Source organism: Geodermatophilus sp. SYSU D00525, from assembly GCF_054050475.1.
The window spans coordinates 41,450-64,080 of sequence record NZ_JBJGZK010000022.1 but is presented as its reverse complement, the minus strand read 5'-3'; the positions used below and the strand labels follow the sequence as shown (position 1 = coordinate 64,080).

Below are 22,631 nucleotides of genomic sequence, written 5' to 3'. Positions count from 1 at the left end.
CGGACCGCGCGGCGGGGACCGGCGGCCGTCCGGCGCCCCGCGGGGGTGCTCAGGCGAGGACGCCGGTCAACCACAGGGACCAGACGACCGCGCCCGTCACCAGCAGCCCGTTCAGCGCCCACCGGCGCGCGGTCGCGGGCAGCAGGGCGGCGAGGGCGACCAGGGCCAGGCACTCGGCACCGGCGGTGAGCGTCCCCAGGACGGGGGCCTCCGGCGTCTCGAGCGGTTCGGTGCCGAGCGCGACCGGGCCGGTCGCGGTGGTGTGCGCCGCGTGGTCGGCCGCGCCGCCCGACGCCGTGGAGTGGTCGTGCCCGAGGAGCGGGTCGAGCAGGTCGGTGGCGTGGCCGACGACGTAGAGCAGCAGCAGGCCGGCGGTCGCGGTGAGCGCGGCGGTCAGGAACCGCGGGTCCCGCGCGCCGTCGGGCCCCAGGGCCAGCCAGGCGGCGGCGCCGAACTGCGCGAGGGCGACGAGCAGGAAGAAGCCGACGACGAGGTCGCTGGTCCGGAGGTGGTCGAGGGCCGCCAGGACGTGCAGGCCCGCGGCCGCTCCGTTCGCCGCCGCCGCCCCCCACCGCCAGGCGGCGGTGCGCCGGGCCTCGGTGGCGACCGGGCTGACCACGGCGGTCCCGCCGGTCACAGCGCCGGCTCCGGGCCCCAGCTCGGCGGGGCCGCGTGGATCGGGTCGCAGTCCGGGTCGTGGTCCCCGACCTGGAACTGGGTCATCATGTCGTGGTCCTCGTGGCTGAGGTTGTGGCAGTGGACCATGTACCGCCCGTGCGGCCCCTCGGGTGACGAGAAGCGCATGAGCAGCCGGACCGTCTCGTTCTCGCCCACGTAGACGACGTCCTTGGGTCCGCGTTCCTCGGGTCGCGGCGGCCGACCGTTCCGGGACAGGACCTGGAAGTCCACGAGGTGGATGTGCAGGGGGTGGAACCAGCCGCCGGAGCGGTTCTCGACCTCCCAGATCTCCACCGCACCCGGGTCGACCCGGGCGAACAGCGGCTCGTACTCGCCGTCCTCCACGTCCTTCCACGTCTTGCCGTTGATCGTCCACAGCCCCGGCTCGCCGGTGCGCTCCAGCCGCATCCGGCGGGTCGCCGTCGCCATGCCCGCGGTGAGCGCCATGGCCGGGTGCGGCGGCGCCAGGACGCCGGGCACCGTGTTGTTGCGGGTGTCGGTCGCCGGCCCGCTCACCTCGAACTGCATCACCTTGCCGGTGTGGTCGTAGTCCACCGCGTTGTTGACGCCGAGGTTGACCAGCTGGATCTTCTGGCCGGCGGTGATCCTGGCGAAGTCGACGACGATCTCGTAGCGCTCGGCCATCCCGACGGTGATCTGGGTGACCGTCTGCGGGGCGGCCATCAGCCCGCCGTCGGTGGCGATGACCTGGAACGGCTGGCCGTTGCTGAGCCGCAGCCGGTAGCCCCGGGCGATCGAGGCGTTGAGGATGCGGAAGCGGTACTTGCGCTGCTCCACCCGCATGGTGGGCCAGGGCCGGCCGTTGACCAGGATGACGTCGCCGTAGACCCCGGAGTGGCTGTTGTCGTCCCACAGCAGCGCCCCGTTCTCCGCGAAGGCGACGTCGCCGATGGTCAACGGGACGTCGTAGTGACCGCGCGGGAGGGGCAGCGCGGCCTCGACGGGGTCGCTGACGTGGTACTGCCCGGCCAGGCCCATGTAGACGTTCTCCGCCGTGTGGTGGACCCCGTGGTCGTGGTACCAGAGCGTCCGCGCCTCGCAGGTGTTCGGGTAGACGTAGTCCTTCCACTGGCCCGGCAGGGAGTTGTCGCCGGCGTACCCGTCGTACTGCGGTTCCGACGGCATCCCGTGCAGGTGGGTGGAGGTCCAGGGGGTGTAGCCCAGCGTCGGGTGGGTCTGGGGCAGCGCGTTGACCTGGCGCACGACCGTCCGCCGGCCGTGGGTGGCCTTGATCGTGGGACCGGGGACCATGCCGTCGTAGCCCCACAGCGGCGTCTGCACGCCCGGCAGGATCTGCCCGACGAACGGCTTCTGGACGATCCGGTAGTAGTCGGTGGTGGCGTCGCTGCGGAGGGCCCGGAGCACCGGCGGCACCGCGAAGGGGACGGTGTAGGGCCGGGGCAGCTTGCTGCTCGCGATGCGCGAGGCGGCCTTGGCCGACAGCACGCCCTGCCACGGGACGGCGAGGGCGGCGGCCCCCAGGGCGCCGACCTTCAGCAGGTCTCGTCGACTCACGGTGGATGTACTCACGGTGACTCCTCGGGCGGTGGGGCTCTGCGCCCAATCTGCCGAGGTCAGGAGGGGTGTCCCAGCCGCGAGGAGGGGGCCGGACCGCCCCCTAGAGCTGGGGGGCTGACACGGGTGTCGTCACGCTCCGTCACGCAGGGGGAGGAGCGCGGTCAGCACGGTGCCGCCGTCGGTGCCCGGCTCGACGCGGACCGTCCCGCCGAGGTCGCGCACCCGGTCGTGCACCAGCCGCAGGCCCAGGTGGCCGGCGCCGGCGTCGTACCCCTCCTCGACGCCCACACCGTCGTCGGCGACGGTCAGGAGCGCTGCCGGGTCGCCGTCGGGCCCGGTCACGGTGAGGCACACCTCCGCTCGCGCGGCCGCGGCGTGCCGGGCCACGTTGGCCAGCGCCTCCTTGACCGTCCGGTAGAGGACGGCCGCGACCTCGGGACGCAGCTCGGGCAGCGGGTCGGTCCGGACCTCGACGTCGACGCCGTCGGCGCGCAGCCGCTCGGCGAGGTCGTCCAGGGCCGCGACGAGGCCGACGGCGCTGAGGTCCGGCGGGTAGATGTCGAACATGAGCCGCCGCAACGAGGTCACGGCGTGCCGCACCGTGGACACCAGCCGGTCGACGGAGGGCTGCCGCTCGGCGGGGACGGCCGAGCGCAGGGCGCCCAGCGCGTAGCTCACCCCGGCGAGGTCCTGGACCGGCCCGTCGTGGACGTCGGCGGCGATGGCCCGCCGCTCGCGGTCGGAGGCCGCGAGACTGCGGGTCACCAGGTCGAGGCGCTCGGCCTCCTGCCGGCGGACCCGGCGGGCGAGCGAGGCGGCGATCGGCAACTGGACCAGCTGCAGCACGACCAGCGCCCCGACGGCCAGGGGCACGATCTCCCCGCGCAACCGGGCCGCCTGCTCGTCGATGGCCTCGGTGGCGAAGTAGGCCTCCACGGCCATCCGCTCCGTGCCGACGTCGACGGGCACGTACACCTCGAGCAGCGGCTCGACCGCGTCCCCGTAGGCGGTCTCGGGCTCCTCGTCGACGTGCGCGACGACCTCCCCACCCAGGGCGGTCACGAGGTCCTCGGAGGGCTCCATCCGCTGGCCGACGAGCTCCTCCTCCGTCGCGTAGAGGACCTCACCCCGCCCGGTCCACACGACCACCGACGCCACCGAGCCGTCGCTCAGCCGGTGGGTGAGGACGCGGTCGAGCTCCTCCCACCGCCCGCTCTCCCCTGCGACGGCCTCGCGGACCAGCGGGGCGACGATCAGGTCGGCCAGCCGGACGCCGATGCGCTCGGCCTCGGCGAGGGCGTTGGACCGGGCGATCCGGTCGCTGATCAGGACGGTGGCGGCGGCCACCGCCACCAGCACGAGCAGGGCCGCGGCGACGAAGAGGGTGAACTGGGACCGCGCCCGGTCCCGGCGCCGGCGGCCGGGGGCCTCAGTGACCACTCGGGCTCAGCAGACCCAGCTCCTGGGCCTTCACCACGGCCTCGAGCTGGGAGCGGACCCCGAGCTTGGCGTGCAGGGCCTTCACGTACCCGCGGCAGGTCTCGAGGGTGATCCCGAGGACCCTGGCGATGCTCTTGACCTGCATCCCGCGGCCCAGGCAGTCGAGCACCTCCTGCTCGCGGCGGGTCAGCTGCGGACGCACGGGCCCGCGGGGGACCGGGATCCTCGGCGCCCCGCTGGAGAAGGTCGACGGCGCCACGAGCATCTGGCCCGCGCGCACCCGGCTGAGGACGTCGATCATCTCGGCCAGCGACCCGTCCTTCGGGACGAACGCCGACGCCCCGGCCTGCGCCGCGCGGACCACCCAGTCGGGGTCGCGGTGCGCGGTGACCACCGCGACCACCGCGCCGGGGGCCACCTCACGGATCCGCCGGGTGGCCGCCAGCCCGTCCTGGTGCGGCATCTCGATGTCCATCACCACGACGTCGGGCTGCAGCTCGCGGGCCATCGCCACCGCCTGCGCCGCCGAGGAGGCGATGCCGAGCGCGGTCATGCCGGACGACTCGAGGGCGCCGGCGAGCAGTTCGGCGAAGGTCACGTGGTCGTCCACGACGAGGACGGTGCGCGTGTGGGGCAGGGTTTCGGCAGGCGCGAGAGTCAAGGCGGTCCCCGTGAGTGACGGCCGCGACCACGGTGGGCGCGGACGGCGGCATTACGCCATCAGGGCTCACAGCCGGGAAGGGACGCGACGACGCCCCGGGACCTAGGTCCTGACCCTGTCGGGGCAGACGCCGCGAGTCCTCGCGGAACGTGACCTGTCTCTCACGGTTCCGGATGATCGGCCGGCACGTCGACGAGTGACCGGACGCCGTCGCTCCACACGCTGCCGCCCTCCGCGACCGTCCGCACGTGGACGGGGAGCATCGCCGGGTCGTCGTCCTTGAGCAGGTAGCCGGCCACCCCGAGCCGACGCGCCTCGCGGACCGACTCCGCGGACGCGTCGCCGGTGAGCATCAGGACCCGGGCGCCGGGGTCCGCGGCGAGGACGGCACGCGCGGCCTCGAGGCCGGTGGTCCCGGGCATGGCCAGGTCGAGGAGGACGACGTCCGGCCGGACCCGCCGGAACGCCGGCAGCACCTCGGCGCCGTTGCTGCACTCGGCGACGACCGCGGTGTCGTCCGCGTCGGTCAGGAGATCGACGACGGCAGCCCGGAAGAACGCGTGGTCGTCGGCCACGAGGACTTCGATCATCGGCATCTCCCGGTCGTCGACTGCTCGGACGACGTGCGCGGGCGACTGCCCTGCAGCTCCGATCATGGCGCACGATGACCACGGAACCGGACCGTCCGCCGGGCCATTCTGCGGGGTCCTCCGGTCCCCAATCCGGGGGACGGGCCGGCAGCACCCGCTGCCCTCCCGCCGCTCCGTCCCGGGGGCGACAGCCCCGGTGCCGTCAGGACCAGTCGGCCGCGGTGAGACCGACGGCGTGGCCGGGGGGCCACTGGACCAGCTCGATGCGGTTGCCGTCGGGATCCGTGATCCAGGTGGTCAGGAAGTCCGCGGAACCGTCGGGAGACCCGGGCTCCGCGACCTCGATGCCCTTCGTCCTGAGGTCGGTGACCGTGGCGGCCATCGAGTCCACCTGGACGACGAGGTGGCTGAGGCCGGTGCCCCGGTCGCGGTCGGCCTCGCGGGGGTCGCAGACCAGTTCGATGCTGACCACGTCGTCGCCGGGCAGCTTGAGCATCGTCAGCTGGCCGATCGGGGTCTCCGGCACCCGTCCGACCACCTCGTAGCCGACGGCCGTGTAGAAGGCGACCGCCCGCTCGGCATCGGCGACCCGGAGGCCGACGTGCAACGTCCTCATCGGTTCCCTCCCGCGTCCTCGGTGGGCAGCGGCCGCCGTACCCGGTAGCGGAGGTGCAGGACCCGGTGCTCGGGGTCGGTGTCCGCGGCGTCCAGCTCGCGGATGAGCTCGAGCTCGGTCCGCTCGGCGGGGAGGTGGTCGAACAGCCGTCGTCCCCGTCCGAGGAGGACGGGGACGACGTGCAGCTCCATCTCGTCGAGCTCGCCGGCCCGGAGCAACGCCTGGGCGGCCCCGGCGCCCAGGACCAGCACGTCGGCGTCGCCGGCGGCGGTGCGGGCCTGCGCGGCGCAGGCGTGGACCTCGGTCACGTACCGCACGCTGCCCGGCGGGGGCTCCTCCGGCACCCGGTGGGTGAGCACGAAGACCGGGACGCCGTCGTGGTGGTCGCCGTTCCAGCGGTTCGCGTGCTCGTAGGTGCGGCGGCCCGCGATGACGGCCCGGGTCGCGGTCGCCTCGGCGAAGACCCGACCGTTCGGTCCCGGGTCGAGGCGGTGGTCCAGCCAGTTGAACAGCCGGAACCCGCCGATGCCCATCGGCTCCTCCGGGCTGTCCTCCGGTCCGACGACGAGACCGTCGAGGGAGACGGTCATGTCCAGGCGGATCGACGGGGTCCCGACGCTCATGTGGTCATGACGGGCGCCGGCCGCCGAACTCATCGGCGCTCCTCCGGCCCCGCGCGATGGCACTCAGGGTCGTGCCGATGGCATCCCACCCGACTCGGTCACGGTCGAGGGTCCACGTGGGCTCACCAGTCGGCACGGGGTCGTGTGGTTCGAGTGGTCAGACGCGGCAGGCGTCAGGACAGGTGAGACCCGCCCGAGCCGCGGCGCCACCGCATCGCGCCTCGCCGCCGGACCTGCCGGCGCTACAGCACGATGTCCATCGTGCGGTGGGACCCCGTCTCGACGATGGTTCCTCGGGCCTGCGCGTACGGTCCCGTCCCCCCGGTGATCGCGAACCGTTTCTCCTCGAGCTCCAGTGGGAGCGGAGACGCGTAGCGCCAGAAGAGCACCCCACGGACCGTCACCTGACCGGCGGCCAGTGCCGTGCCGGGAACAGTCACGGCTCCGAGGACCCACGTGGCCTCGTGTTCCTGCACCACCACATCCTGTGGATACACGCCATCGCCGGCCCCGGTCACCCGGACGATCCGATTGGTGCCCGAATGCGTGCCGGCGAGGACCGGATCGCCTTGGGGGGTCAGCACTGTGTGGGCGCCGACGCTCTGCCACCACACGTTGTCGCTGAACACCAACGTCTTCCCGGGGAAGTCGACCGAAGCGGGACAAGACCACTCTTCGACCTTGGTCTTGGTCGACAACTGGATGATCACGGGACCGGCTTCTCTCTCGTGGACTCGACCCAGACGTCGCCTCGATCGGCGCCACGACGTCTTCCGCCCCCGGATGCTCCCGAGCAGCCGGCGATGGAGCGGTAATCGGCCTGCTCGGACCGGTGGGCAGAGACACGGGCGCGTCGCTCCGACCGGGATACAAGCGTGCTTCTGCTGCTGCAGGTGCTTGCCCCACCCTCTTCGGTTCGCTGTCCCATGCTCTCGCGGGCGAAGACTCGCATCGGAGCGTCACGGGAGCGTCACTCCTGCGTCACGACCGGTGGATCCTGCACGCCCGGCCAGGGTGCTCGCCGTAGGCCTGAGCGCTCGGGAGGACGATCGGCTGCCCGTCCGGCCGGACGAGCGAGGAACAGAGAGGCTCGGAAGCCGGGAAGAGCCCGACTCTCCCTCTGCCTGGTGTTTCCCAGGAGACAGGGCGGCGTTCGCCTCTGGCCAGGCCAGCACTCGTACGCGTGAAGCCGGCACGCACGCGAGGTGCTCGCCGCCGCCGTACTCGTGCCGCGTCACCTACTCCACCTGAGCGACCCGGCCGCGGTCGTCGCCGCACAGCAGCCGTCGCGACCGGAAGCCGGGGCCACCGGCAGCCGTCGTGCCCGACCTCCCGCCGAGACAGCAGAACGGCAGGTCGAACCGGTGGGCCCCGTGGGGATCGAACCCACAACCCGCGGATTAAAAGTCCGCTGCTCTGCCAGTTGAGCTAGAGGCCCGGCGTGCGGGGGACCGCGGGACGAGGCACGGGTCGTCCGGGGCTGTCCGCTGCCTGGTCCGAGGCTACCGCCGGGTCCGTGGGCCGCCCGGGCTCCGCTCGGCGGGGCCTTCGCTCCGGGCGGGTTGCGGTCCAGCGTCGGCGGGGCCGGTGCTGCCGGCGGAGCGGGTCAGTCACGGCCCGGCGTGGGCCGGGGGCAGGTCGACACGCTGCCCGGCGTGCTGTTCCGGTGCTCGACCGGCGTGCCGTTCGCCAACGAGTGGCACGACGTGGACATGAGCGTCGTGCGGCTGCCGGTGGCGGTGGCGGTGGTCGAGCGGGTGGCCGAGGAACGGCTGGGCGTGCCCGAGGCCGACGTGCGGTTCGACGGGTTGAGCCCGGTGTCCGAGCCGATGCGCCGCACCTGGCCGGGCCTGATGCGCTTCGTGCACCAGCAGATGGCCGACGCCGCCTCCGGCATGAGCCACCCGCTGGTCGCCGCCCAACTGGCCGAGCTGGTGCGGCGACCGCGCTGGCGACGGTCCCGAACACCACGATGACGCCGGACCACCTGCCCGGCGGGGGTGCGGTGGCGCCGGTGGTGGTGCGCCGGGCGGTGGCCTTCATCGACGGCCACGCCTCGCTGCCGATCTCCGTCACCGACGTCGCCCACGCCGCCGGCGTCGGTCCCCGGGCGCTGCAACTGGCCTTCTCCGCCACCGCAGGCGAAGGCCACACCTGCGTACTCGCCCGAGGACGAAGCGCACCGGTCGGCCGGTGACCGCTGCTCCGGTGCCACCGTCACAGCCCGCGAACGTCGGGCCGGCGGCCTCCGGACGTCAGCGTCGGCTCCGCAGGCCCTCCAGGAACCCCTTCCACAGCTGGGTGCCGAACGACTGCTTCTGGCCCGTGCCCCCCGTCGCGCGGGGCTTCGACGCCCTCCGCGGCGCCTGGCGCGTCGAGCTCAGACGTCGCTGGGGTGGCTGGGCCCGGCGACGGGTTCCCTGCGGCATGGCGGCACCCTCTCCCGTCCGCCCGCTCGCCCGCGCGGGGCCGCGGGCGGGGTGCGACACCCGCATGGTCGCGCCGGCCGGGACCGCCGTCGCAGGCCGACGGCGGCACGTTCAGCCGGTCCGCGATCCCGTGACGGTCCGGAACCCTCCGGCGACGCACCGACACGACGGGGCGGCTCGCCCTGCGTACCGACGGGCGGCGGGCCATCGTGGGGAGGCAGCCGCAGACCTGGGGGAGCCCATGACCGTGTCGACCGTCAACCGCGCGCCGCGCCCCAGCGGCCTGGCCGACGTCCTCGACGTGGTCCTGGACAAGGGCATCGTGCTCGACGCCTACGCACGCGTGGCGCTGCTGGGCATCGAGCTGGTGACCGTCGACGCGCGGGTGGTCATCGCCAGCGTGGACACCTACCTGCGGTTCGCGGAGGCGGTGAACCGGCTCGACCTCTACCCAGAGAGCGAGCCCCGGGGCCTGCCCGGGCTCTTCGAGGACACCCTCGAGGGCGGCGCCAAGATGGTCGTGAAGAAGAAGCTGAGCGGTCCCGCGGAGAAGATCGAGGACTTCGTCGAGAAGATCACCGGCCGCGGGAACGAGGAGCGCGAGCGGTAGGACGCGCGAGCCCCGCGGCGGGCCCTGCCGGAGCGACAATCGCAGGCACCGCGACCGTCGGGACCGGGGAGGGTGCCATGACGTCGCAGATCCCGGGACTTCCCGGCCGTGACCTGCTGCAGCCGCTGACCGAGGAGATCGGCGCGGTGGTGCACCGCGAGGTCGAGCGGGTCCGGGACGAGATCACCCGCCCGTACCGCGACTCGCGGGAGGGCGTGCGCCTGCTCGGCGGCTCGGCCGTGCTCGGCTCCATGGCGGCCGGTGGCGCGACGGCGCTGCTCATCCGGCTGCTGGACCGCCGGCTGCCCCCGACGGCCTCGGCGGCGCTGGTCGCGGCGGCGCTCGGCGCGGGCGCCTCCGCGCTCGCGCGGGCCGGCCGCGCGCGGATGCCCTGGGCGCCGGCGGGCACGGCCGCTCGTCCCGGGGACTGACCGGGGACGCGGCGCGGCCGGCGGGTCCGGCCGGCGCGCCGCGCCGCGGTGGCTCAGGCGTCGGCGCGCGCGGCCCTCGCCGGTGCCCTGCGCTCGTCCTCCTCACCTCTCCGGACGGCGGGGATCTCGCGCAGGCCGGGGCGGCGCCGCTGGTCGGGCTGGGCTCGTCGGGGAGTCGGGTCCTGCATCGGTGCCCTCCGATCTCGTCGGCGCACGTCCGTGCACGCCTGGGGTTCCGAGGGCGCCGATCCTGTGGCGGCCTCCCGGACCGCCCGTCCCGGACACGCCGGTCGCGCCGGGGTCCGCGGCGCTGCGCAGCAGGCTGCGGTCCCCCGGTGCACAAGCCGTCACGGGGTCGCGGTCACCGCCCGTCGGCCACGCGGCGCGCCGCGGTCAGCAGCCTGCCGTCCTCGAGGGCGGCGGTGACCGTCCGCTCGGAGAACCGCTCCCCGCGCACCACCGTCGTCAGGAACCGTGCGACGTCGGCCAGCGGGGCGGCCGCCAGGTCGTCCACCGACCGCAGCCGCCGCACACCGTCCCAGGACGGCCAGGCGAACACCGGGACGGCGCCCGCCCCCGCCAGCGCGCCGAGCAACTGGTGCACCGCCGGCGCGTACACCGGGTACGGCACCTGCACGACGCCGTCGGCACCCGGCCGTCCCCCGCGCCACTCCACGAGGGCACCGTCGGCCTCCCCCACCGCCGCCACGGCGGCGCGGACCCCGGCCCGGTCCGCCTCCGTGGCGGCCGCCAGTGCACCCAGGACCTCGGCGTCGGTCACAGCACGTCGAGGACCAGCAGCACGACCAGGGTCAGCACCGCCGACACGAGCAGGGAGCCCAGGCAGCCCAGGCGGCCGGAGAAGTACAGGAACACCCGGTCGGGGTGCCCACCGTGCGCCGTCGGCAACCGGGTGTCACGAGCCGTCGCCACCCGGTCGGGGACGGGCACCCGTTCAGGGGATCGTGGCACCGGGGGCCACTACCTACGGTCATCCCCAGCGCGCCGGTCCCGACCGCGTGCGACCACTCCGGCCCGGCCGTCCCGTTCCCCCCAGGACCGCCGGGCCGGTCCCTTCCCGGGACCGTCAGCAGGCGGTGGCGACCAGCCCGGAGAGGACGTCCCGCTGCGCCTGGTCCATCGGCAGGTCCGCCGGCACCTCGTCGTCACCCATCTGCAGCCCGAGCACGAACAGGTAGGGCTGCTTGACCTCCGCCAGTGCGTGCGGGTCGCAGCGCGCCATCGTGAACCCGACCGGGACCTCCAGCGTCGGCTCGCCCGCCTCCAGCGTCCGCGGCAGGTCCGCGGCGACGTCGTAGAGGACGTTGCCCTCCAGCCGGGTCACGGTCACCGGGCGGTCGTCGTCGCCGGCCCGGGTCAGCACGAGCGTCCCGGTGACGGCGTCGCCGTCCGACGCGAGGCCGGAGACGGCGACCCCCGCGACGGCGAGGACGGCGCGGACGGCGCACCGCTCGTCGTGGATGCGGCCGAGCACCTCGGCGGCCAGCGGCACCCGCAGCGTCTCGGTGCGCCCGTCGGGCCGGGCGACGGTCAGTCGCGCCGCGGCGGGCTCGGCGGCCCGGTCGCACACCACCTCGCCGTAGGGCGTGGGCAGGTCGATGGTGCGGCCGGGGGCGTAGGCGGCGGTCAGCGCCCGGTCCGGCAGCGGCGCGAAGCCGGGCGAGTCGATCGCCACGGCGGTGACGGTGAACGGCTCGGCACCGGTGTCGGTGACCCGCACCTGCACCTGCCCGCCGACCGCCGCGTCGGTGCGCAGCTCCACCGCCTCGGCCTCGATCCCGGGCACCGGCGGCACGGCCGGCCCGGGAGCGGGCGTGGACGACGGCGGCACCGGTGAGGCCGGCTCGGCGGCCGAAGGCCGGGCGGAGCCGCACGCGGCGCACAGCAGCACGGCCAGCACCGCCGCCGTCCGCCGCATGCGGCGAGCGTAGGGCGGCGGGCTACTGGTGGCGGGAGGGCAGCCGCGCCATCACCCGGCCGGCCTCCATGCGCACCTCGAGCTTCTCCTGCGGGTTCGCCGCCGGCCCGCGCCGCGGCTCCCCGTCCTCCAGGTCGAACGCCGAGCCGTGCCACGGGCAGACCAGGCAGGTGTGCCCGCGCACCTCCTCGACGGTGCCCTCGTACAGCGGCCCGGCGAGGTGCGAGCAGGCGCCCACGAAGACGTCGACCCGCGCGCCCCGGCGGACGGCGGCCAGCGGCGCGGCGACCCCGCTGCCGCCCGCGGTCCGCAGCGCCGGCCGCCCCTCCGGCAGGTCGTCGAGCGGGCCGAGGTCGATCCACTCGGAGGTCAGGGCGCGGGCCGCCGTCGCCGCGTGCGAGGCGCCCGAGGACTGGGCGTAGGACATGTGCCCGCCGATCGCCGCGGACCCGGTGGCGATGCCCAGCCCGGCGTAGGCGAGCACCCGGCCCAGCGTGCCGCGGCCCCGGGCCCGCGCGACGAGGGAGCCGACGTAGAGACCCAGCGCGGCCACGTTGGAGACCGCGTGCACCGCGCCCAGCCGGCGGACGCCCACCTCCTGCTCCGACCAGTCGGCCGCACCGGACATCGCCGCGGGCACCGAGACCACCACCCCGGTGGCGATCAGGACGGTGGCCGCCGGCCGCAGCGGCGGGACGGCGTCGAGGAGGCCGGCCGAGGTCCAGCTCCCCACGGGGACCTGCACGAGCACCGGGTGCAGCGGGTGGCCGAGCCAGGTGCCGTGGAGCGCGTCCTTGAGCGCCCCCGGCCGCAGGACCGCCTGGACCGCCCGGCGGGCCGGCTCGATCGCCCGGTCGAAGGTGCTCACGTCCGCGAGTCGGTCGAGGATCCCCATCAGGCTCATGCGCGGGCTCCTACCCCCGCCGGGCCACCCTGACGCCACCGGCCACGGGGCTGACCAGCGCGATCACGAGCAGTCCCGCCGCGAGCGCGCCGGCCGCGTTCAGCAGCGCGTCCAGCGGGGACACGACCCGGCCGAGCGGCAGCAGCCACTGCAGCACCTCGATCGCCGCGCCCGCGGTGACGGCCGCACCCGCGAGGGCGGCCGGCCGGCGCAGGGCCGGGAAGCGGAGGACGGCCAGCGCGGCCGCCGGGGTCAGCAGCAGCAGGTTGCCCAGCAGCTGCCGCACGGTCGCGCGCGAGTCCAGGCCGGAGAGGTACCAGTGCGCCTCGACGGCGGGCGAGCCCCAGGCCCAGCCCCCGTCGCCGGTGGGCAGCAGCGTGAGCGCGGCGACGACGGCCAGCGCCACGGCGAGGGCGGCGGACAGCAGCGACCTCATCGCCCGACTGTGGCGCACGTCCCTGGCAGGCCCCTGGGAGCGGCCTGCGGCGACCCGGAGTGAGCGGACGCACACCCGATACAGCGACCCGCGGGGAGTAACTCGCTCGCCCCCCGGCCATTGTCAGGAGGATCCTGGACAGTGATCCCCGACGACGCCGTGACCAGCGAGGAGGTGTGCCGTGACCTGCCCGTCGCTGCTGCACCGCCCCGCGGTCGTCGACGTGGTCACCGACCTCGCGGCGGGCCTGAACACCCTGGTGCGCTCCGACCGGGCCCTGGGCCAGTTCGCCCGGTTCGTGATGGTCGGCGGGTTCTCCAGCGCCGTCTACGCGCTGCTGTTCTGGCTGCTGCGCGACCTGGGCGGGGTGCAGGCCAACGTGGTCGGCTCGGCGCTGTCGTCGATGCTCGCCAACGAGATGCACCGGCGGCTGACCTTCCGCGCCGGTGAGCGGGTCGGCTGGTTCGCCGCGCAGTGGGAGGGCGGCGCGCTGGCGATCGCCGGCATGGTGGCCACCAGCCTGGCGCTGAGCTGGTTCAACGCCGCGGTCAGCGAGCCGTCCGTCGTCGCCGAGCTGGCGGTCATCGCCCTGGTCACCGCGACCATCGGGACGCTGCGCTTCCTGGCGCTGCGCTGGGTCTTCCGCCCCCAGCCCGCCTGACCCCCCGGCCCGGTCGACCGCCGGGTGTTTGGCGCGCGCGTGTCGCGAGCACACAGGCCAGCAGTGGTTGAACGCGCAACCACGAGACCGCGTACGCGACACGAGAGCCGAGGGAACCGTGGCGAAGATCGCCGTCATCTACTACTCGTCCACCGGGAACGTGCACCAGCTGGCCAGCGCCCTGGCCGAGGGCGCCGAGGAGGCCGGCGCCGAGGTGCGCCTGCGCCGGGTCCCGGAACTGGCCCCCGAGGAGGCCATCGACAGCAACCCGCTCTGGCGGGCGCACGTCGACTCCACCGCGAGCGAGGTGCAGGAGGCCACGCCGGCCGACCTGGAGTGGGCCGACGGCTACGCGCTGGGCAGCCCCACCCGCTTCGGCACGCCCGCCTCCCAGATGAAGCAGTTCATCGACCAGCTCGGCGGCCTGTGGTTCACCGGGAAGCTCGCGAACAAGGGCGCCACCGCGTTCACCAGCGCGCAGAACGTCCACGGGGGCAACGAGTCGACGATCCTCACGTTCTTCAACGTCTTCTCGCACTTCGGCGCGGTGATCGTGCCGCCCGGCTACACCGACCCGCTGCTGTTCGAGGCCGGCGGCAACCCCTACGGCGTCTCGAACGCCTCGGGCGGCAAGTCGGCCACCGCCTCCGAGGCCGAGCTGGCGGCGGCCCGCTACCAGGGCCGCCGACTGGCCGAGGTTTCCGCGAAGCTGGCCGCCTGACCTGCACGGACGCACCGTGACGGCCGGCCGGGGGAGCTCCCGGCCGGCCGTCGCCGTCCCGAGCAGGGCCGGAGACCCGGAACTAGCCTCGACGGGATGAGCGGGCCGACCACGCGGGCGCCCGGGCGCTGGAGGCGTCCGGCACGGGTCGCCGGGCGCTGGGCGGTCCGCCTCGCCGTCGCGGCCGCCGGGGCGCTGCTCGGCATCCTGCTGCTCGGCCGCGTCGAGGCGCCCATCGGCCCCTTCGACGCCGGCCTCGCGCTGACCCCCACCGGCGGCGGCGCGACCGTGGAGGTGCCGCCGCTCGGGACGCTGGAGGTCGACGCCTACGACGGCCCGCTCGGGCTCGACGTCCAGCTGCGCCGCGTGGACGAGACGCGCATCCAGGCGCTGGTCAACGACCCGGCGCGGCTCGACGGCGTGGTCGACCGGGTCAGCGCCGACCTGCAGGACGCCGTCGTCCGGCTGGCCTGGACCACGGCCGCCGCCGGGGTGGGCGGCGCCGCCGTCGTCTCCCTGCTCCTGTACCGCCGCTGGCGCGAGCCGCTGGTGGCCGCGGGCGTCTCCGTGGTCCTGCTGGCGGGCACCGCCGGCCTGGGTGCGGCGACCTGGCGGCCCGAGGCGCTGTCCCAGCCCACCTACACCGGCCTGCTGGTCAACGCGACCAGCCTGATCGGCAGCGCCGAGGACATCGTCGCCCGGTTCAGCGCCTACCGGGAGTCGCTCGAGGAGCTGGTCACCAACGTCGGCACGCTGTACTCGACGCTGTCGGCCCTGCCGGCGCCGGGCGGGCCCACCGACACCGTGGCCCTGCTGCACGTCTCCGACGTCCACCTCAACCCGGCCGGCTTCGACCTGGTGGCGCAGGTGGCCGACCAGTTCGACGTCGACGCCGTCCTCGACACCGGCGACATCACCGACTGGGGCAGCGAGCCGGAGAACCGGTTGATCGGCTCCATCGGCGCGCTCGGCGTCCCCTACGTGTACGTCCGCGGCAACCACGACTCCGCGACCACCGCCGCGCTGGTCGCGTCCCAACCCAACGCCACCGTCCTCGACGACTCCGCGACGACGGTCGCCGGCCTGACCGTGGTCGGCGCCCGGGACCCCCGGTTCACCCCCGACAAGGACGCCTCCGGCGACGGCGAGTCGCTGGAGCAGACCGGCGAGGACCTCGCCGAGGTCGCCGAGGAGCAGCCGGAGACGCCGGCGATCGCGATGGTGCACGACCCCGGGCAGGCCGGGCCGCTGGACGGCGTGGTCCCGCTGGTCCTGGCCGGGCACACCCACGAGCGGGAGGTCGAGACCCTCGACGGCGGGACGCTGCTCATGGTGCAGGGGTCGACCGGCGGCGCCGGGCTCCGCGGCCTGCAGGGCGAGTACCCCGAACCGCTGACCTGCACGGTCCTCTACCTCGACCCGGACACCGGGGCGCTGGTCGCCTACGACGACATCACCCTCGGCGGCCTGGGCGAGACCGAGGCGACGATCGTGCGCACCGTCGTCCCGGAGCCGACCGCCGACGACGTCCCTGCCGACGGCAGGGAGGACGGCACCGGCGACGGGACCCCGTCCTCCCCGACCGACTGAGCCGCCCGCCCTAGGCTCGCGGCATGGCTCCGACTCCCCGCCTGGCCGCCGGTGTCCTCGCCGGGGCGCTGGCCCTGGTCCCCGTGGCCGGTTGCTCGTTCACCTCCAACGGCTTCTCCTGCTCCGGGTCGACCTGCACGGTCACGCTCAACGGCGAGGGCAGCGAGGTCGAGGTCCTGGGGACGACGGTGACGCTGGGGAGCGTGCAGGACGGCCGGGCGTCGATCAGCGTCGCCGGCGCGAGCGTGTCCTGCGGGGAGGGCGAGTCCGTGTCCGCCGGGAGCCTGTCGCTGGAGTGCACCAGCGTGTCCGGCGACTCGGTCGAGCTCACCGCCAGCCTCGGCTGACGGAGGACCTCCTGCCCCACCACTCGCGAGCTCGCGGCGGGCCCCTGCAGCGGGGCCGCACCTAGCCGGCGTCGGCGACCTCGACGACCACCCGGGTCGGGTCCTCGAGCGCGTAGACCCGGAACGGCGCCTGCGAGCGGGTGCCGACGAAGGCGACCGTCGTCCCCTCGAAGGTCGCGTCGAAGACCACCTCGGTGACCGTGGCGGTGCCCGCGCCCGGCAGGGGGTCGGGGCCCGCGTACTCCTCGACGCCGGTGTCGTACGGGTAGCCGGCGCCGGTGATCGTCACCTGCAGGACCGCCTCGCCGGCCACGTCGACCTCCTCGCCGCTGCCCTGCGAGCTGGCGACGTCGACGTAGCGGACGTCCCAGCCCGGCGTCCCCGTGCCGCCGGCCTCGAACACCACGCGGTCGAAGCCGTCGTGGCGGCCGGTGCGGACGTCGCGCACCGTCACGGCCGCACCGGCGGAGGCGCCGGCGGTGTCGGGCCGCGTGTCGGCGGGGAACGAGGGCGCGGCGGTGCCGGCGTCCCCGTCGGTCTCCCCCCGGGTCGGCGAGGCGGACCCGCCGGCCGACGACGTCGCGGAGGACGACGCGGTGGAGGACGACGCCGCGGTCGAGGACGTCGTGGAGGACGGCGCCGCGGTCGAGGACTCGCCGGCCGCCGGCTGCTCCTCCCCGCCGCAGCCGGTCAGCAGGAGCGCCGCGGTGAGCAGGGTGGAGACGGGGGCGAGCGCACGGCGGGACACCCGCGGATCGTGACAGCCGGCGGGCTCCGGGTGGACCCGCCACGCCTGGCCGAGGGGTGGTGTCAGGGGCCCTCCGGGGGCCGTGTATCGTTCTCCCTGCCCCCAGCGAACACGAGCCCCCATCGTCTAGCGGTCCAGGACGCCGCCCTTTCAAGGCGGTAGCACGGGTTCGAACCCCGTTGGGGGCACGGCACCACCAAGCAGTACCAGCAAGGCCCTGTAGCGCAGTTGGTTAGCGCGCCGCCCTGTCACGGCGGAGGTCGCGGGTTCGAGTCCCGTCAGGGTCGCTTCCCCGGTGCAGCGTCACCGGGAGGGGCAGGTAGCTCAGTCGGTACGAGCGCTCGCCTGAAAAGCGAGAGGTCGGCGGTTCGACCCCGCCCCTGCCCACACACTCTCTCCCCCACGGAGCCCGGTGGTCGTCGAGGAGCGCGACCCGGCCCGGGACGCCGCCCTCGCCGCCCGCCTGCTCGAGGTCCAGCACGCCGCCTACGCCGTCGAGGCGCGGCTCATCGGCGACGACCGCATCCCCGCCCTGCACGAGGACCTGGCCGCCCTGCGGGCCGCCGGCCTGTCCTGGCTGGTCGCCCGCGACGGCGGGACTGTCCTCGGCGCCCTCGGCCGGCGGGACACCGCTGGCGGTGTCGACGTCGACCGGCTCGTCGTCGACCCTGCGCACGCGCGCCGCGGCACCGGGCTGGCCCTGGTCGCCGCCGTGCTGGAGCGGGCCGGGGACCGCCCGGTCACCGTCTCCACCGGCCGCGCCAACACCCCGGCCCGCCGGCTCTACGCCCGGGCCGGGTTCGCCGAGGTGGGCGGGCGCGAGGTGCTGCCGGGCCTGTGGGTGGTCGACCTGCTCCACCCGCCCCGCAGCCCGCCTCAGACGCCGACGGCGCGGTCGGCCACCACCTGGTCGTAGACCTGCTCGTGCACGGCCTGCACCGCTGCGCGCTGCTCCGCCCGCCAGGCGCGGTCGGCCGGGCGGGGCATCGGCCGGGTCAGCGCCGCGCCGACGGCCACGCCGAGCGACACCGGGTCGAACCCGCACTCCTCGTCGTTGCCGTAGCCGACGACGTCGGACCACTGGTCGGCGAACCACCCGCAGCGGGGCGCCACCACCCGCGTGCCGACGTCGCGGCACACCTCCAGGTCCCGGGAGTGCGTGCCGCAGCGCTGCGGCAGCACCGCCACGTGCAGCTCCTGCAACTGCGCGGCCCAGCGCGCCGGGTCCCGGACGACCACCTCCAGCCCCTCGGCGCGGGCCAGGTCCGGGTCGAGGGCGAGCGCCTGCCCGGGCTCGAGGAACACCCGCAGCCGCCCGCCGCCGGAGACCGCCCCCGACAGCGCGGCCCGCACCATCGCGCCCGGGTCGGTCACCGTCGTCCCCGCGATCCCGAGCGCCAGCCCGACGAGGCCGCGCTCGGCGCCGGCGTCCGGGTCGGCCGCGGCCACCGAGGGGTGGGCGACGACGATCGCCGTCCGCCCGAAGCGCTCGGCGATCTCGTCGGCGGCGCCGGGGGTCAGCGTGAAGACGACCTCCGCGGTGGCCAGCAGCGCGGCCAGGTGGGCGTCGTGCCGGTGCCGGGCGGGCTGGGCGGGGTCGCGCGACTGGTGCACGGTGACGACCAGCGGCACGCCGGTGCGGCGCAGCGCCTCGGTCCAGCTGACCACCTCGTCCTCGTGCAGGTGCCCGTAGCCGGCGTGGAGGTGCACGACGTCGACCAGGCCGGCGTGCGCGGTGAGGTACGCCGGGTCCAGCCAGGGGCTGGGGTCGTGGGCGGGCCCCACCCGCACCGCGGAGGCGGGCAGCACGGCGTCGACGTAGGGGTCGGCGTGCGGCACCGTCGCGACGCGGATCCGCGCGGGCGACGCGGACGTCGGTAGTGCGTGCATCACTCGGTGGTGCACTCCTCCTGCGGTCGAGCACTGCGACAGCAGGGGCGGTGCTCCTCGATGAACTCCGGGGAGTTCCGGTACCCAGGATGGTGCCGCACAACCGTGTGGAGCCTCACCGGGTGGCCTGCGTCACCCGATGGGGGCTCAGCCGGCGCTGCTGCGGGCCTCCCGCGCGGCGGCGTACGCCGGGGCCCGGAACCGGGCGATCGGGCCGTCGGCGAGCAGCCCCGGCGGCGGGTTGCGGACGGCGTCGAAGCGCAGGTCCGGGTCGAGGCCGTCGACCGGGTCCCCGAGGGTCAGCCGGGCGAAGGGCACCCACTCGCCCGCCCCGCGGGCGACCACCAGGCGGAACGTCGTCCCGGGGGCCGCGGCGGCGACCGGCGCCGGGTCCGACGGCAGGGCCTCCGGCCGGTCCGGGACCGCGGCGAGCCGGAGCGTCCCCGCGGCCGAGCGGTAGCCCATGATCGACGAGTAGGTGGTCGCGGCGTCGTCGACGCGGAGCACCGGCAGGAGCCGCGTCCAGCGGCCGGAGCCGGTGCTCGACAGCAGCAGGTCCACGGGCCGGCCTCCGTCGGGCAGGCGGACCGCGAGGCCCAGGAGGTCCGGCAGCGGGGCGGGCAGGCCCGCCCCGCGGGACAGCCGGACGACGGCGGCCTCGCGCGCGGGCTCCTCCAGCCACGGGACGCCCCAGGAGCCGGGGAGGCCGGTCCGCTCGAGCACGGCCGTGACGACGGCGCCGCGAGGGTGCATGGGCTTGCCGCGGCGCCGGCGCGCCAGCGCACCGAGCGGCACCGCGGCCAGTCGTCCGGCCAGCCTCGCGAGGTCGTGCACGCCGCTGCCCTACCCGCGCCCCCGGGCCCTGCACGTGTCGTTCGTCAACCGGCAGGACCTGCCGGTGGCCGGACGGGATGTCCGTCGTTCCTTGCCTGTGACACGGAGCAATCCGCCGCATACGGTCGGTCAGTGCTCACGACGCTCCTGGTCACCGGCGGGGTCCTCGCCGGGCTGCTCCTGCTGCTGGCCCTGATCGTCGCCCTGAGTTCCCGGCCTGCTCCCCGCACCGCTCCCCGGCCCGGTGAGCGCTCGGCCGGCTGGGTGGCCGACGCCGGCCGCCCCCACCCCGACGCGTGGTCGCCGATCACCACGACGACGGAGATCCGCCCGGTCCGCTGACCGGGCCCCTGGTCCGGCGTCCCGGCGGCTGCGGACGGCGCGCCGCCGGGACGACCCGTCCCCTCAGCGGCGCACCGGCGCCCACTCCGACTCGGCGCGCAGCACCGGCTTGAGCACCTTGCCGCCGGGGTTGCGGGGCAGCACCGCCGTCCGCACGGACACGAACTGCGGCACCTTGAAGTCGGCCAGGTGCGCGCGGGCGTGCACCATGAACGCCTCGACGTCGAGCTCGGTGCCGGGCACCGGCACGACGACGGCGCCGACCTTCTCCCCCATCACCGGGTCGGGCACCCCGACGACGGCGACCTCGAAGACCCCCGGCGCGGCCGCCAGCGCGTTCTCCACCTCGACGCAGTACACGTTCTCGCCGCCGCGGTTGATCATGTCCTTGGCGCGGTCGACGACGTAGGTGAACCCGTCGTCGTCGATGCGGGCCAGGTCGCCGGAGTGCAGCCAGCCGTCGGTGAACGCCTGCGCGGTCGCCTCCGGCTTGTTCCAGTAGCCCTGCACGACGTTGGCGCCGCGGATCAGCAGCTCCCCGACGCCGGTCTCCGGATCGGGGTCGGCCACCTGGAGGTCGACCACCGGCGCGGGGAAGCCCACCGAGTCGGCGTGCGTGCCGGCGTACTCGTGCGGCAGGAACGTCGAGATCGACGACGTCTCCGACAGGCCGAACCCGTTGCCCACCCGCGCCGCCGGGAACGCCTGCTTGATCCGCGCGACCAGCTCCGGTGCGATCGGCGCCCCGCCGTAGGTGGCGAACCGCACCCCGCTCACGTCCACGTCGGCGAAGGCGGGCTGGTTGACCGCCAGCCAGAACACCGCGGGCACCGAGGTGACGACCGCGATCCGCTCCTCCGGGATCACCCGCAGGAACCGGCCGACCTCGAACGCCGGCATGACCACGGCCGCCGCGCCGCCCTGCAGCGCCGGCAGCAGCTGGCTGTTGCAGCCGGTGACGTGGAACAGCGGCACGCTGACCAGGTTCCGCAGCGTCGGGTCGTGCCGGCCCAGCCCGACCACCCGGCGCGCGTTCTCCGTGTTGGTCAGGAAGTTCTCGTGGCTGGTCATCGCGCCCTTGGGAAAGCCGGTCGTCCCGGAGGTGTAGAAGATCGCCGCGAGGTCCGACAGGGCGAGCCCCTCCTCGGCGTACGGGGCGCCGTCGGGCAGCGGGTCCCCCGGCGCCAGCACCACCCGGGCCCCGCTGTCGTCGACCACGTACTGCGCCTCGGGCTCGGTGAACCGGGTGTTCACCGGCACCGCGACGCCACCGGCCAGCAGCGTGCCGAAGAAGCCCAGCACCCAGTCGACGCCGTTGCCCAGCCGGATCGCCACCCGGTCGCCGCGGCCGACACCGGCCTCGCGGAGCCCGCCGGCGACCCGCGCCGCGCCGTCCCACAGCTCCTGGAAGGTCAGCCGCGGGCCGTCGACCTCGACGACCGCCTCGCCGCCCGGGTCGCGCTCGACCGAGGCCCGCAGCATCGCGACGACGGACTCCGGCAGGTCGGTGTAGTGCTTGACGCCGGCCGCGTCGCGCTCGACCCCTGCCTCGTCGAAGGGGTGCAGCGCCATCTCAGTACGTCCCCACGTTCTCGAAGTACCGGCGCGGGACGTCCACCAGCATCGTGGTGATCTGCTCCTCGGTGACGCCGTGCTCGCGCACGTAGGGCAGGACGTCGTCGTGGATGTGCGTGTAGTGCCACTGCGGCAGGAGGTCCATGACGCCGGGGGCCAGCCAGTCGATGTAGCAGGAGGCGTCCTGGGAGAGCACCATCCGGTCGGCGTAGCCGCGGCGGCACATCTCGACCAGCGTGTCGGCGCGGGCCTCGAAGGTCGTGTCCAGGTTGATGCCGAAGCGGTCCATGCCGAGGACGAAGCCCGCGTCGGCGAGCTCGGACAGGTGGTCGACGTCGGTGGTGTCCCCGCTGTGCCCGAGCACGACCCGGCCCGGGTCGACGCCCTCGTCCGCCAGCACCTTCTGCACGTCGAGCCCGGTGTGGCTGCCCGGGTGGGTGTGCACGGTGATCGGGGCGCCGGTGGCGCGGTGCGCCTTGGCGACGGCGCGCATGACCCGCTCCACGCCGGGCGTGAGGCCCTGGTGGTCGATGGCGCACTTGAGGAACGCCGCCCGGACCCCGGTGCCGGCGATCCCGTCCCGGATGTCGCCGACGAACATGTCGACCATCGGGTCGGGCACCTCGGCGCCGACGGCCTCGTTCAGCGCCGGGCCGCGGTAGTGGAAGAAGAACGGGACGTCGTCGTAGGTGTAGCAGCCGGTCGCGACGACGATGTTGAGGTCGACCTGCTCGGCGATCCGCTGGATGCGCGGGATGTAGCGGCCGAGGCCGATGACGGTGGGGTCGACGATGGTGCGCACGCCGGTCCCGGCCAGCTTCCGCAGCTTCTGCACCGCGTCGGCGACCCGGTCGTCCTCGCTGCCCCACTCGCCGGGGTAGTTCTGCTGGACGTCGGCGTTGAGCACGAACACGTGCTCGTGCATGAGGGTCGGGCCGAGTTCGGCGGTGTCGACGGGGCCGCGAACGGTCTGCACCTGGGGCAACGGGTCCTCCTCTGGGCCGTCCCGGACGGCGCCGTCCGGGGA

The 22,631-nt window shown here is 75.1% G+C and carries 28 protein-coding genes and 4 tRNA genes; 13 read left to right on the top strand and 19 right to left on the bottom strand.

The window, feature by feature from the left end; all coding sequences use genetic code 11:
* Positions 1-49 precede the first annotated feature (49 nt).
* The 9 genes from ACI796_RS17350 to ACI796_RS17310 all read right to left on the bottom strand — a co-directional run bounded on the left by ACI796_RS17350 (position 50) and on the right by ACI796_RS17310 (position 7,585).
* Positions 50-637: a hypothetical protein gene (locus ACI796_RS17350; protein ID WP_456942466.1), complete on the bottom strand. Its 588-nt coding sequence runs from the start codon at positions 635-637 to the stop codon at positions 50-52.
* Positions 634-2,229, bottom strand: a complete 1,596-nt coding sequence (locus ACI796_RS17345) for a multicopper oxidase family protein (protein WP_456942465.1) — start codon at positions 2,227-2,229, stop codon at positions 634-636. The genes ACI796_RS17350 and ACI796_RS17345 overlap by 4 nt, the downstream gene beginning before the upstream one ends.
* Positions 2,230-2,346: 117 nt before the next feature.
* Positions 2,347-3,657, bottom strand: a complete 1,311-nt coding sequence (locus ACI796_RS17340) for a sensor histidine kinase (RefSeq protein ID WP_456942464.1) — start codon at positions 3,655-3,657, stop codon at positions 2,347-2,349.
* Positions 3,647-4,267 carry a response regulator gene (locus tag ACI796_RS17335; RefSeq protein WP_456942463.1) on the bottom strand — a complete coding sequence of 207 codons (621 nt, stop codon included), beginning with the start codon at positions 4,265-4,267 and terminating at the stop codon, positions 3,647-3,649. Before ACI796_RS17335 ends, ACI796_RS17340 begins: the two co-directional genes overlap by 11 nt.
* A 212-nt stretch (positions 4,268-4,479) precedes the next feature.
* Complete coding sequence (locus ACI796_RS17330; protein ID WP_456942462.1) at positions 4,480-4,908, bottom strand: response regulator; 429 nt, start codon at positions 4,906-4,908, stop codon at positions 4,480-4,482.
* 202 nt (positions 4,909-5,110) lie between these two features.
* On the bottom strand, positions 5,111-5,524 hold the full coding sequence (locus tag ACI796_RS17325) for a VOC family protein (protein ID WP_456942461.1): 414 nt from the start codon (positions 5,522-5,524) through the stop codon (positions 5,111-5,113).
* Entirely contained in the window at positions 5,521-6,147 is a 627-nt protein-coding gene (locus ACI796_RS17320) for a dihydrofolate reductase family protein (RefSeq protein WP_456942460.1), read from the bottom strand. The genes ACI796_RS17325 and ACI796_RS17320 overlap by 4 nt, the downstream gene beginning before the upstream one ends.
* Before the next feature lie 242 nt (positions 6,148-6,389).
* Positions 6,390-6,857 (bottom strand): hypothetical protein, encoded by a 468-nt coding sequence (locus ACI796_RS17315; protein ID WP_456942459.1) that lies wholly within the window; start codon positions 6,855-6,857, stop codon positions 6,390-6,392.
* A gap of 655 nt (positions 6,858-7,512) precedes the next feature.
* Positions 7,513-7,585: transfer RNA gene (locus tag ACI796_RS17310), tRNA-Lys, on the bottom strand.
* Between the two features lie 124 nt (positions 7,586-7,709).
* On the opposite strand from ACI796_RS17310, the gene ACI796_RS17305 reads away from it, so the two are divergent.
* The 4 genes from ACI796_RS17305 (at position 7,710) to ACI796_RS17290 (ending at position 9,617) form a co-directional block, all read left to right on the top strand.
* A complete protein-coding gene (locus ACI796_RS17305) occupies positions 7,710-8,123 on the top strand; it encodes an AraC-like ligand-binding domain-containing protein (protein ID WP_456942458.1) in 414 nt (137 codons plus the stop codon).
* Positions 8,120-8,344, top strand: coding sequence for a hypothetical protein (locus ACI796_RS17300; RefSeq protein ID WP_456942457.1), 225 nt, complete (start codon positions 8,120-8,122; stop codon positions 8,342-8,344). The genes ACI796_RS17305 and ACI796_RS17300 overlap by 4 nt, the downstream gene beginning before the upstream one ends.
* 473 nt (positions 8,345-8,817) lie before the next feature.
* Positions 8,818-9,186: a gas vesicle protein GvpJ gene (gene gvpJ / locus ACI796_RS17295; protein WP_456942456.1), complete on the top strand. Its 369-nt coding sequence runs from the start codon at positions 8,818-8,820 to the stop codon at positions 9,184-9,186.
* Positions 9,187-9,263: 77 nt separating this feature from the next.
* Positions 9,264-9,617, top strand: coding sequence for a phage holin family protein (locus ACI796_RS17290; protein WP_456942455.1), 354 nt, complete (start codon positions 9,264-9,266; stop codon positions 9,615-9,617).
* A 361-nt stretch (positions 9,618-9,978) separates the two neighbouring features.
* Here the strand turns inward: ACI796_RS17290 and ACI796_RS17285 are convergent, their stop codons facing one another.
* The 5 genes from ACI796_RS17285 to ACI796_RS17265 all read right to left on the bottom strand — a co-directional run bounded on the left by ACI796_RS17285 (position 9,979) and on the right by ACI796_RS17265 (position 12,896).
* Positions 9,979-10,398, bottom strand: coding sequence for a DUF6508 domain-containing protein (locus ACI796_RS17285; RefSeq protein ID WP_456942454.1), 420 nt, complete (start codon positions 10,396-10,398; stop codon positions 9,979-9,981).
* Positions 10,395-10,568 carry a hypothetical protein gene (locus tag ACI796_RS17280; RefSeq protein ID WP_456942453.1) on the bottom strand — a complete coding sequence of 58 codons (174 nt, stop codon included), beginning with the start codon at positions 10,566-10,568 and terminating at the stop codon, positions 10,395-10,397. The genes ACI796_RS17285 and ACI796_RS17280 overlap by 4 nt, the downstream gene beginning before the upstream one ends.
* Positions 10,569-10,704: 136 nt before the next feature.
* Positions 10,705-11,556, bottom strand: coding sequence for a hypothetical protein (locus ACI796_RS17275; protein WP_456942452.1), 852 nt, complete (start codon positions 11,554-11,556; stop codon positions 10,705-10,707).
* 22 nt (positions 11,557-11,578) lie between these two features.
* Positions 11,579-12,460, bottom strand: a complete 882-nt coding sequence (locus ACI796_RS17270) for a Rieske 2Fe-2S domain-containing protein (RefSeq protein WP_456942451.1) — start codon at positions 12,458-12,460, stop codon at positions 11,579-11,581.
* Positions 12,461-12,470: 10 nt separating this feature from the next.
* A complete protein-coding gene (locus tag ACI796_RS17265; RefSeq protein ID WP_456942450.1) occupies positions 12,471-12,896 on the bottom strand; it encodes a VanZ family protein in 426 nt (141 codons plus the stop codon).
* Positions 12,897-13,077: 181 nt separating this feature from the next.
* Between ACI796_RS17265 and ACI796_RS17260 the strand changes: the two genes are divergently transcribed.
* The 4 genes from ACI796_RS17260 (at position 13,078) to ACI796_RS17245 (ending at position 16,215) form a co-directional block, all read left to right on the top strand.
* A complete protein-coding gene (locus ACI796_RS17260) occupies positions 13,078-13,557 on the top strand; it encodes a GtrA family protein (protein ID WP_456942449.1) in 480 nt (159 codons plus the stop codon).
* Positions 13,558-13,675: 118 nt separating this feature from the next.
* Positions 13,676-14,278, top strand: a complete 603-nt coding sequence (gene wrbA, locus ACI796_RS17255; RefSeq protein WP_456942448.1) for an NAD(P)H:quinone oxidoreductase — start codon at positions 13,676-13,678, stop codon at positions 14,276-14,278.
* Positions 14,279-14,374: 96 nt separating this feature from the next.
* Complete coding sequence (locus tag ACI796_RS17250) at positions 14,375-15,868, top strand: metallophosphoesterase family protein (RefSeq protein WP_456942447.1); 1,494 nt, start codon at positions 14,375-14,377, stop codon at positions 15,866-15,868.
* A gap of 23 nt (positions 15,869-15,891) precedes the next feature.
* Entirely contained in the window at positions 15,892-16,215 is a 324-nt protein-coding gene (locus ACI796_RS17245; RefSeq protein ID WP_456942446.1) for a hypothetical protein, read from the top strand.
* 61 nt (positions 16,216-16,276) lie between these two features.
* Here ACI796_RS17245 and ACI796_RS17240 read toward each other — a convergent pair whose 3' ends face one another.
* Positions 16,277-16,963 carry an AMIN-like domain-containing (lipo)protein gene (locus ACI796_RS17240; RefSeq protein WP_456942445.1) on the bottom strand — a complete coding sequence of 229 codons (687 nt, stop codon included), beginning with the start codon at positions 16,961-16,963 and terminating at the stop codon, positions 16,277-16,279.
* A gap of 115 nt (positions 16,964-17,078) precedes the next feature.
* On the opposite strand from ACI796_RS17240, the gene ACI796_RS17235 reads away from it, so the two are divergent.
* The 4 genes from ACI796_RS17235 (at position 17,079) to ACI796_RS17220 (ending at position 17,879) form a co-directional block, all read left to right on the top strand.
* Positions 17,079-17,151: transfer RNA gene (locus tag ACI796_RS17235), tRNA-Glu, on the top strand.
* A gap of 25 nt (positions 17,152-17,176) precedes the next feature.
* Positions 17,177-17,250: transfer RNA gene (locus ACI796_RS17230), tRNA-Asp, on the top strand.
* 26 nt (positions 17,251-17,276) lie between these two features.
* Positions 17,277-17,350 (top strand) — tRNA-Phe (locus ACI796_RS17225).
* Between the two features lie 25 nt (positions 17,351-17,375).
* Positions 17,376-17,879 carry an N-acetyltransferase family protein gene (locus ACI796_RS17220; protein ID WP_456942444.1) on the top strand — a complete coding sequence of 168 codons (504 nt, stop codon included), beginning with the start codon at positions 17,376-17,378 and terminating at the stop codon, positions 17,877-17,879.
* On the opposite strand, the gene ACI796_RS17215 is transcribed toward ACI796_RS17220, so the two are convergent.
* Together ACI796_RS17215 and ACI796_RS17210 are read right to left on the bottom strand one after the other, a co-directional pair.
* A complete protein-coding gene (locus ACI796_RS17215) occupies positions 17,840-18,853 on the bottom strand; it encodes a hypothetical protein (protein WP_456942443.1) in 1,014 nt (337 codons plus the stop codon). The two genes, ACI796_RS17220 and ACI796_RS17215, sit on opposite strands and share 40 nt — an antisense overlap.
* Positions 18,854-19,000: 147 nt before the next feature.
* Entirely contained in the window at positions 19,001-19,687 is a 687-nt protein-coding gene (locus ACI796_RS17210) for a phosphodiesterase (protein WP_456942442.1), read from the bottom strand.
* Positions 19,688-19,819: 132 nt separating this feature from the next.
* On the opposite strand from ACI796_RS17210, the gene ACI796_RS17205 reads away from it, so the two are divergent.
* Entirely contained in the window at positions 19,820-20,029 is a 210-nt protein-coding gene (locus tag ACI796_RS17205; RefSeq protein ID WP_456927491.1) for a hypothetical protein, read from the top strand.
* Between the two features lie 63 nt (positions 20,030-20,092).
* On the opposite strand, the gene ACI796_RS17200 is transcribed toward ACI796_RS17205, so the two are convergent.
* Together ACI796_RS17200 and ACI796_RS17195 are read right to left on the bottom strand one after the other, a co-directional pair.
* Positions 20,093-21,601 (bottom strand): class I adenylate-forming enzyme family protein, encoded by a 1,509-nt coding sequence (locus ACI796_RS17200; protein WP_456942441.1) that lies wholly within the window; start codon positions 21,599-21,601, stop codon positions 20,093-20,095.
* Between the two features lies 1 nt (position 21,602).
* Positions 21,603-22,580 (bottom strand): phosphotriesterase family protein, encoded by a 978-nt coding sequence (locus tag ACI796_RS17195; protein ID WP_456942484.1) that lies wholly within the window; start codon positions 22,578-22,580, stop codon positions 21,603-21,605.
* Positions 22,581-22,631: the final 51 nt, after the last annotated feature.

Excerpts from the sequence above, each read along its gene's own strand:
- ACI796_RS17275 (WP_456942452.1), bottom strand. The coding sequence starts at position 11,556 with ATGCGGCGGACGGCGGCGGTGCTGGCCGTGCTGCTGTGCGCCGCGTGC.
- ACI796_RS17245 (WP_456942446.1), top strand. The coding sequence starts at position 15,892 with ATGGCTCCGACTCCCCGCCTGGCCGCCGGTGTCCTCGCCGGGGCGCTG.
- ACI796_RS17300 (WP_456942457.1), top strand. The coding sequence starts at position 8,120 with ATGACGCCGGACCACCTGCCCGGCGGGGGTGCGGTGGCGCCGGTGGTG.
- ACI796_RS17215 (WP_456942443.1), bottom strand. The coding sequence starts at position 18,853 with ATGCACGCACTACCGACGTCCGCGTCGCCCGCGCGGATCCGCGTCGCG.
- ACI796_RS17320 (WP_456942460.1), bottom strand. The coding sequence starts at position 6,147 with ATGAGCGTCGGGACCCCGTCGATCCGCCTGGACATGACCGTCTCCCTC.
- ACI796_RS17265 (WP_456942450.1), bottom strand. The coding sequence starts at position 12,896 with ATGAGGTCGCTGCTGTCCGCCGCCCTCGCCGTGGCGCTGGCCGTCGTC.
- ACI796_RS17330 (WP_456942462.1), bottom strand. The coding sequence starts at position 4,908 with ATGATCGAAGTCCTCGTGGCCGACGACCACGCGTTCTTCCGGGCTGCC.
- ACI796_RS17270 (WP_456942451.1), bottom strand. The coding sequence starts at position 12,460 with ATGAGCCTGATGGGGATCCTCGACCGACTCGCGGACGTGAGCACCTTC.
- gvpJ (WP_456942456.1), top strand. The coding sequence starts at position 8,818 with ATGACCGTGTCGACCGTCAACCGCGCGCCGCGCCCCAGCGGCCTGGCC.
- ACI796_RS17200 (WP_456942441.1), bottom strand. The coding sequence starts at position 21,601 with ATGGCGCTGCACCCCTTCGACGAGGCAGGGGTCGAGCGCGACGCGGCC.
- ACI796_RS17290 (WP_456942455.1), top strand. The coding sequence starts at position 9,264 with ATGACGTCGCAGATCCCGGGACTTCCCGGCCGTGACCTGCTGCAGCCG.
- ACI796_RS17250 (WP_456942447.1), top strand. The coding sequence starts at position 14,375 with ATGAGCGGGCCGACCACGCGGGCGCCCGGGCGCTGGAGGCGTCCGGCA.
- ACI796_RS17325 (WP_456942461.1), bottom strand. The coding sequence starts at position 5,524 with ATGAGGACGTTGCACGTCGGCCTCCGGGTCGCCGATGCCGAGCGGGCG.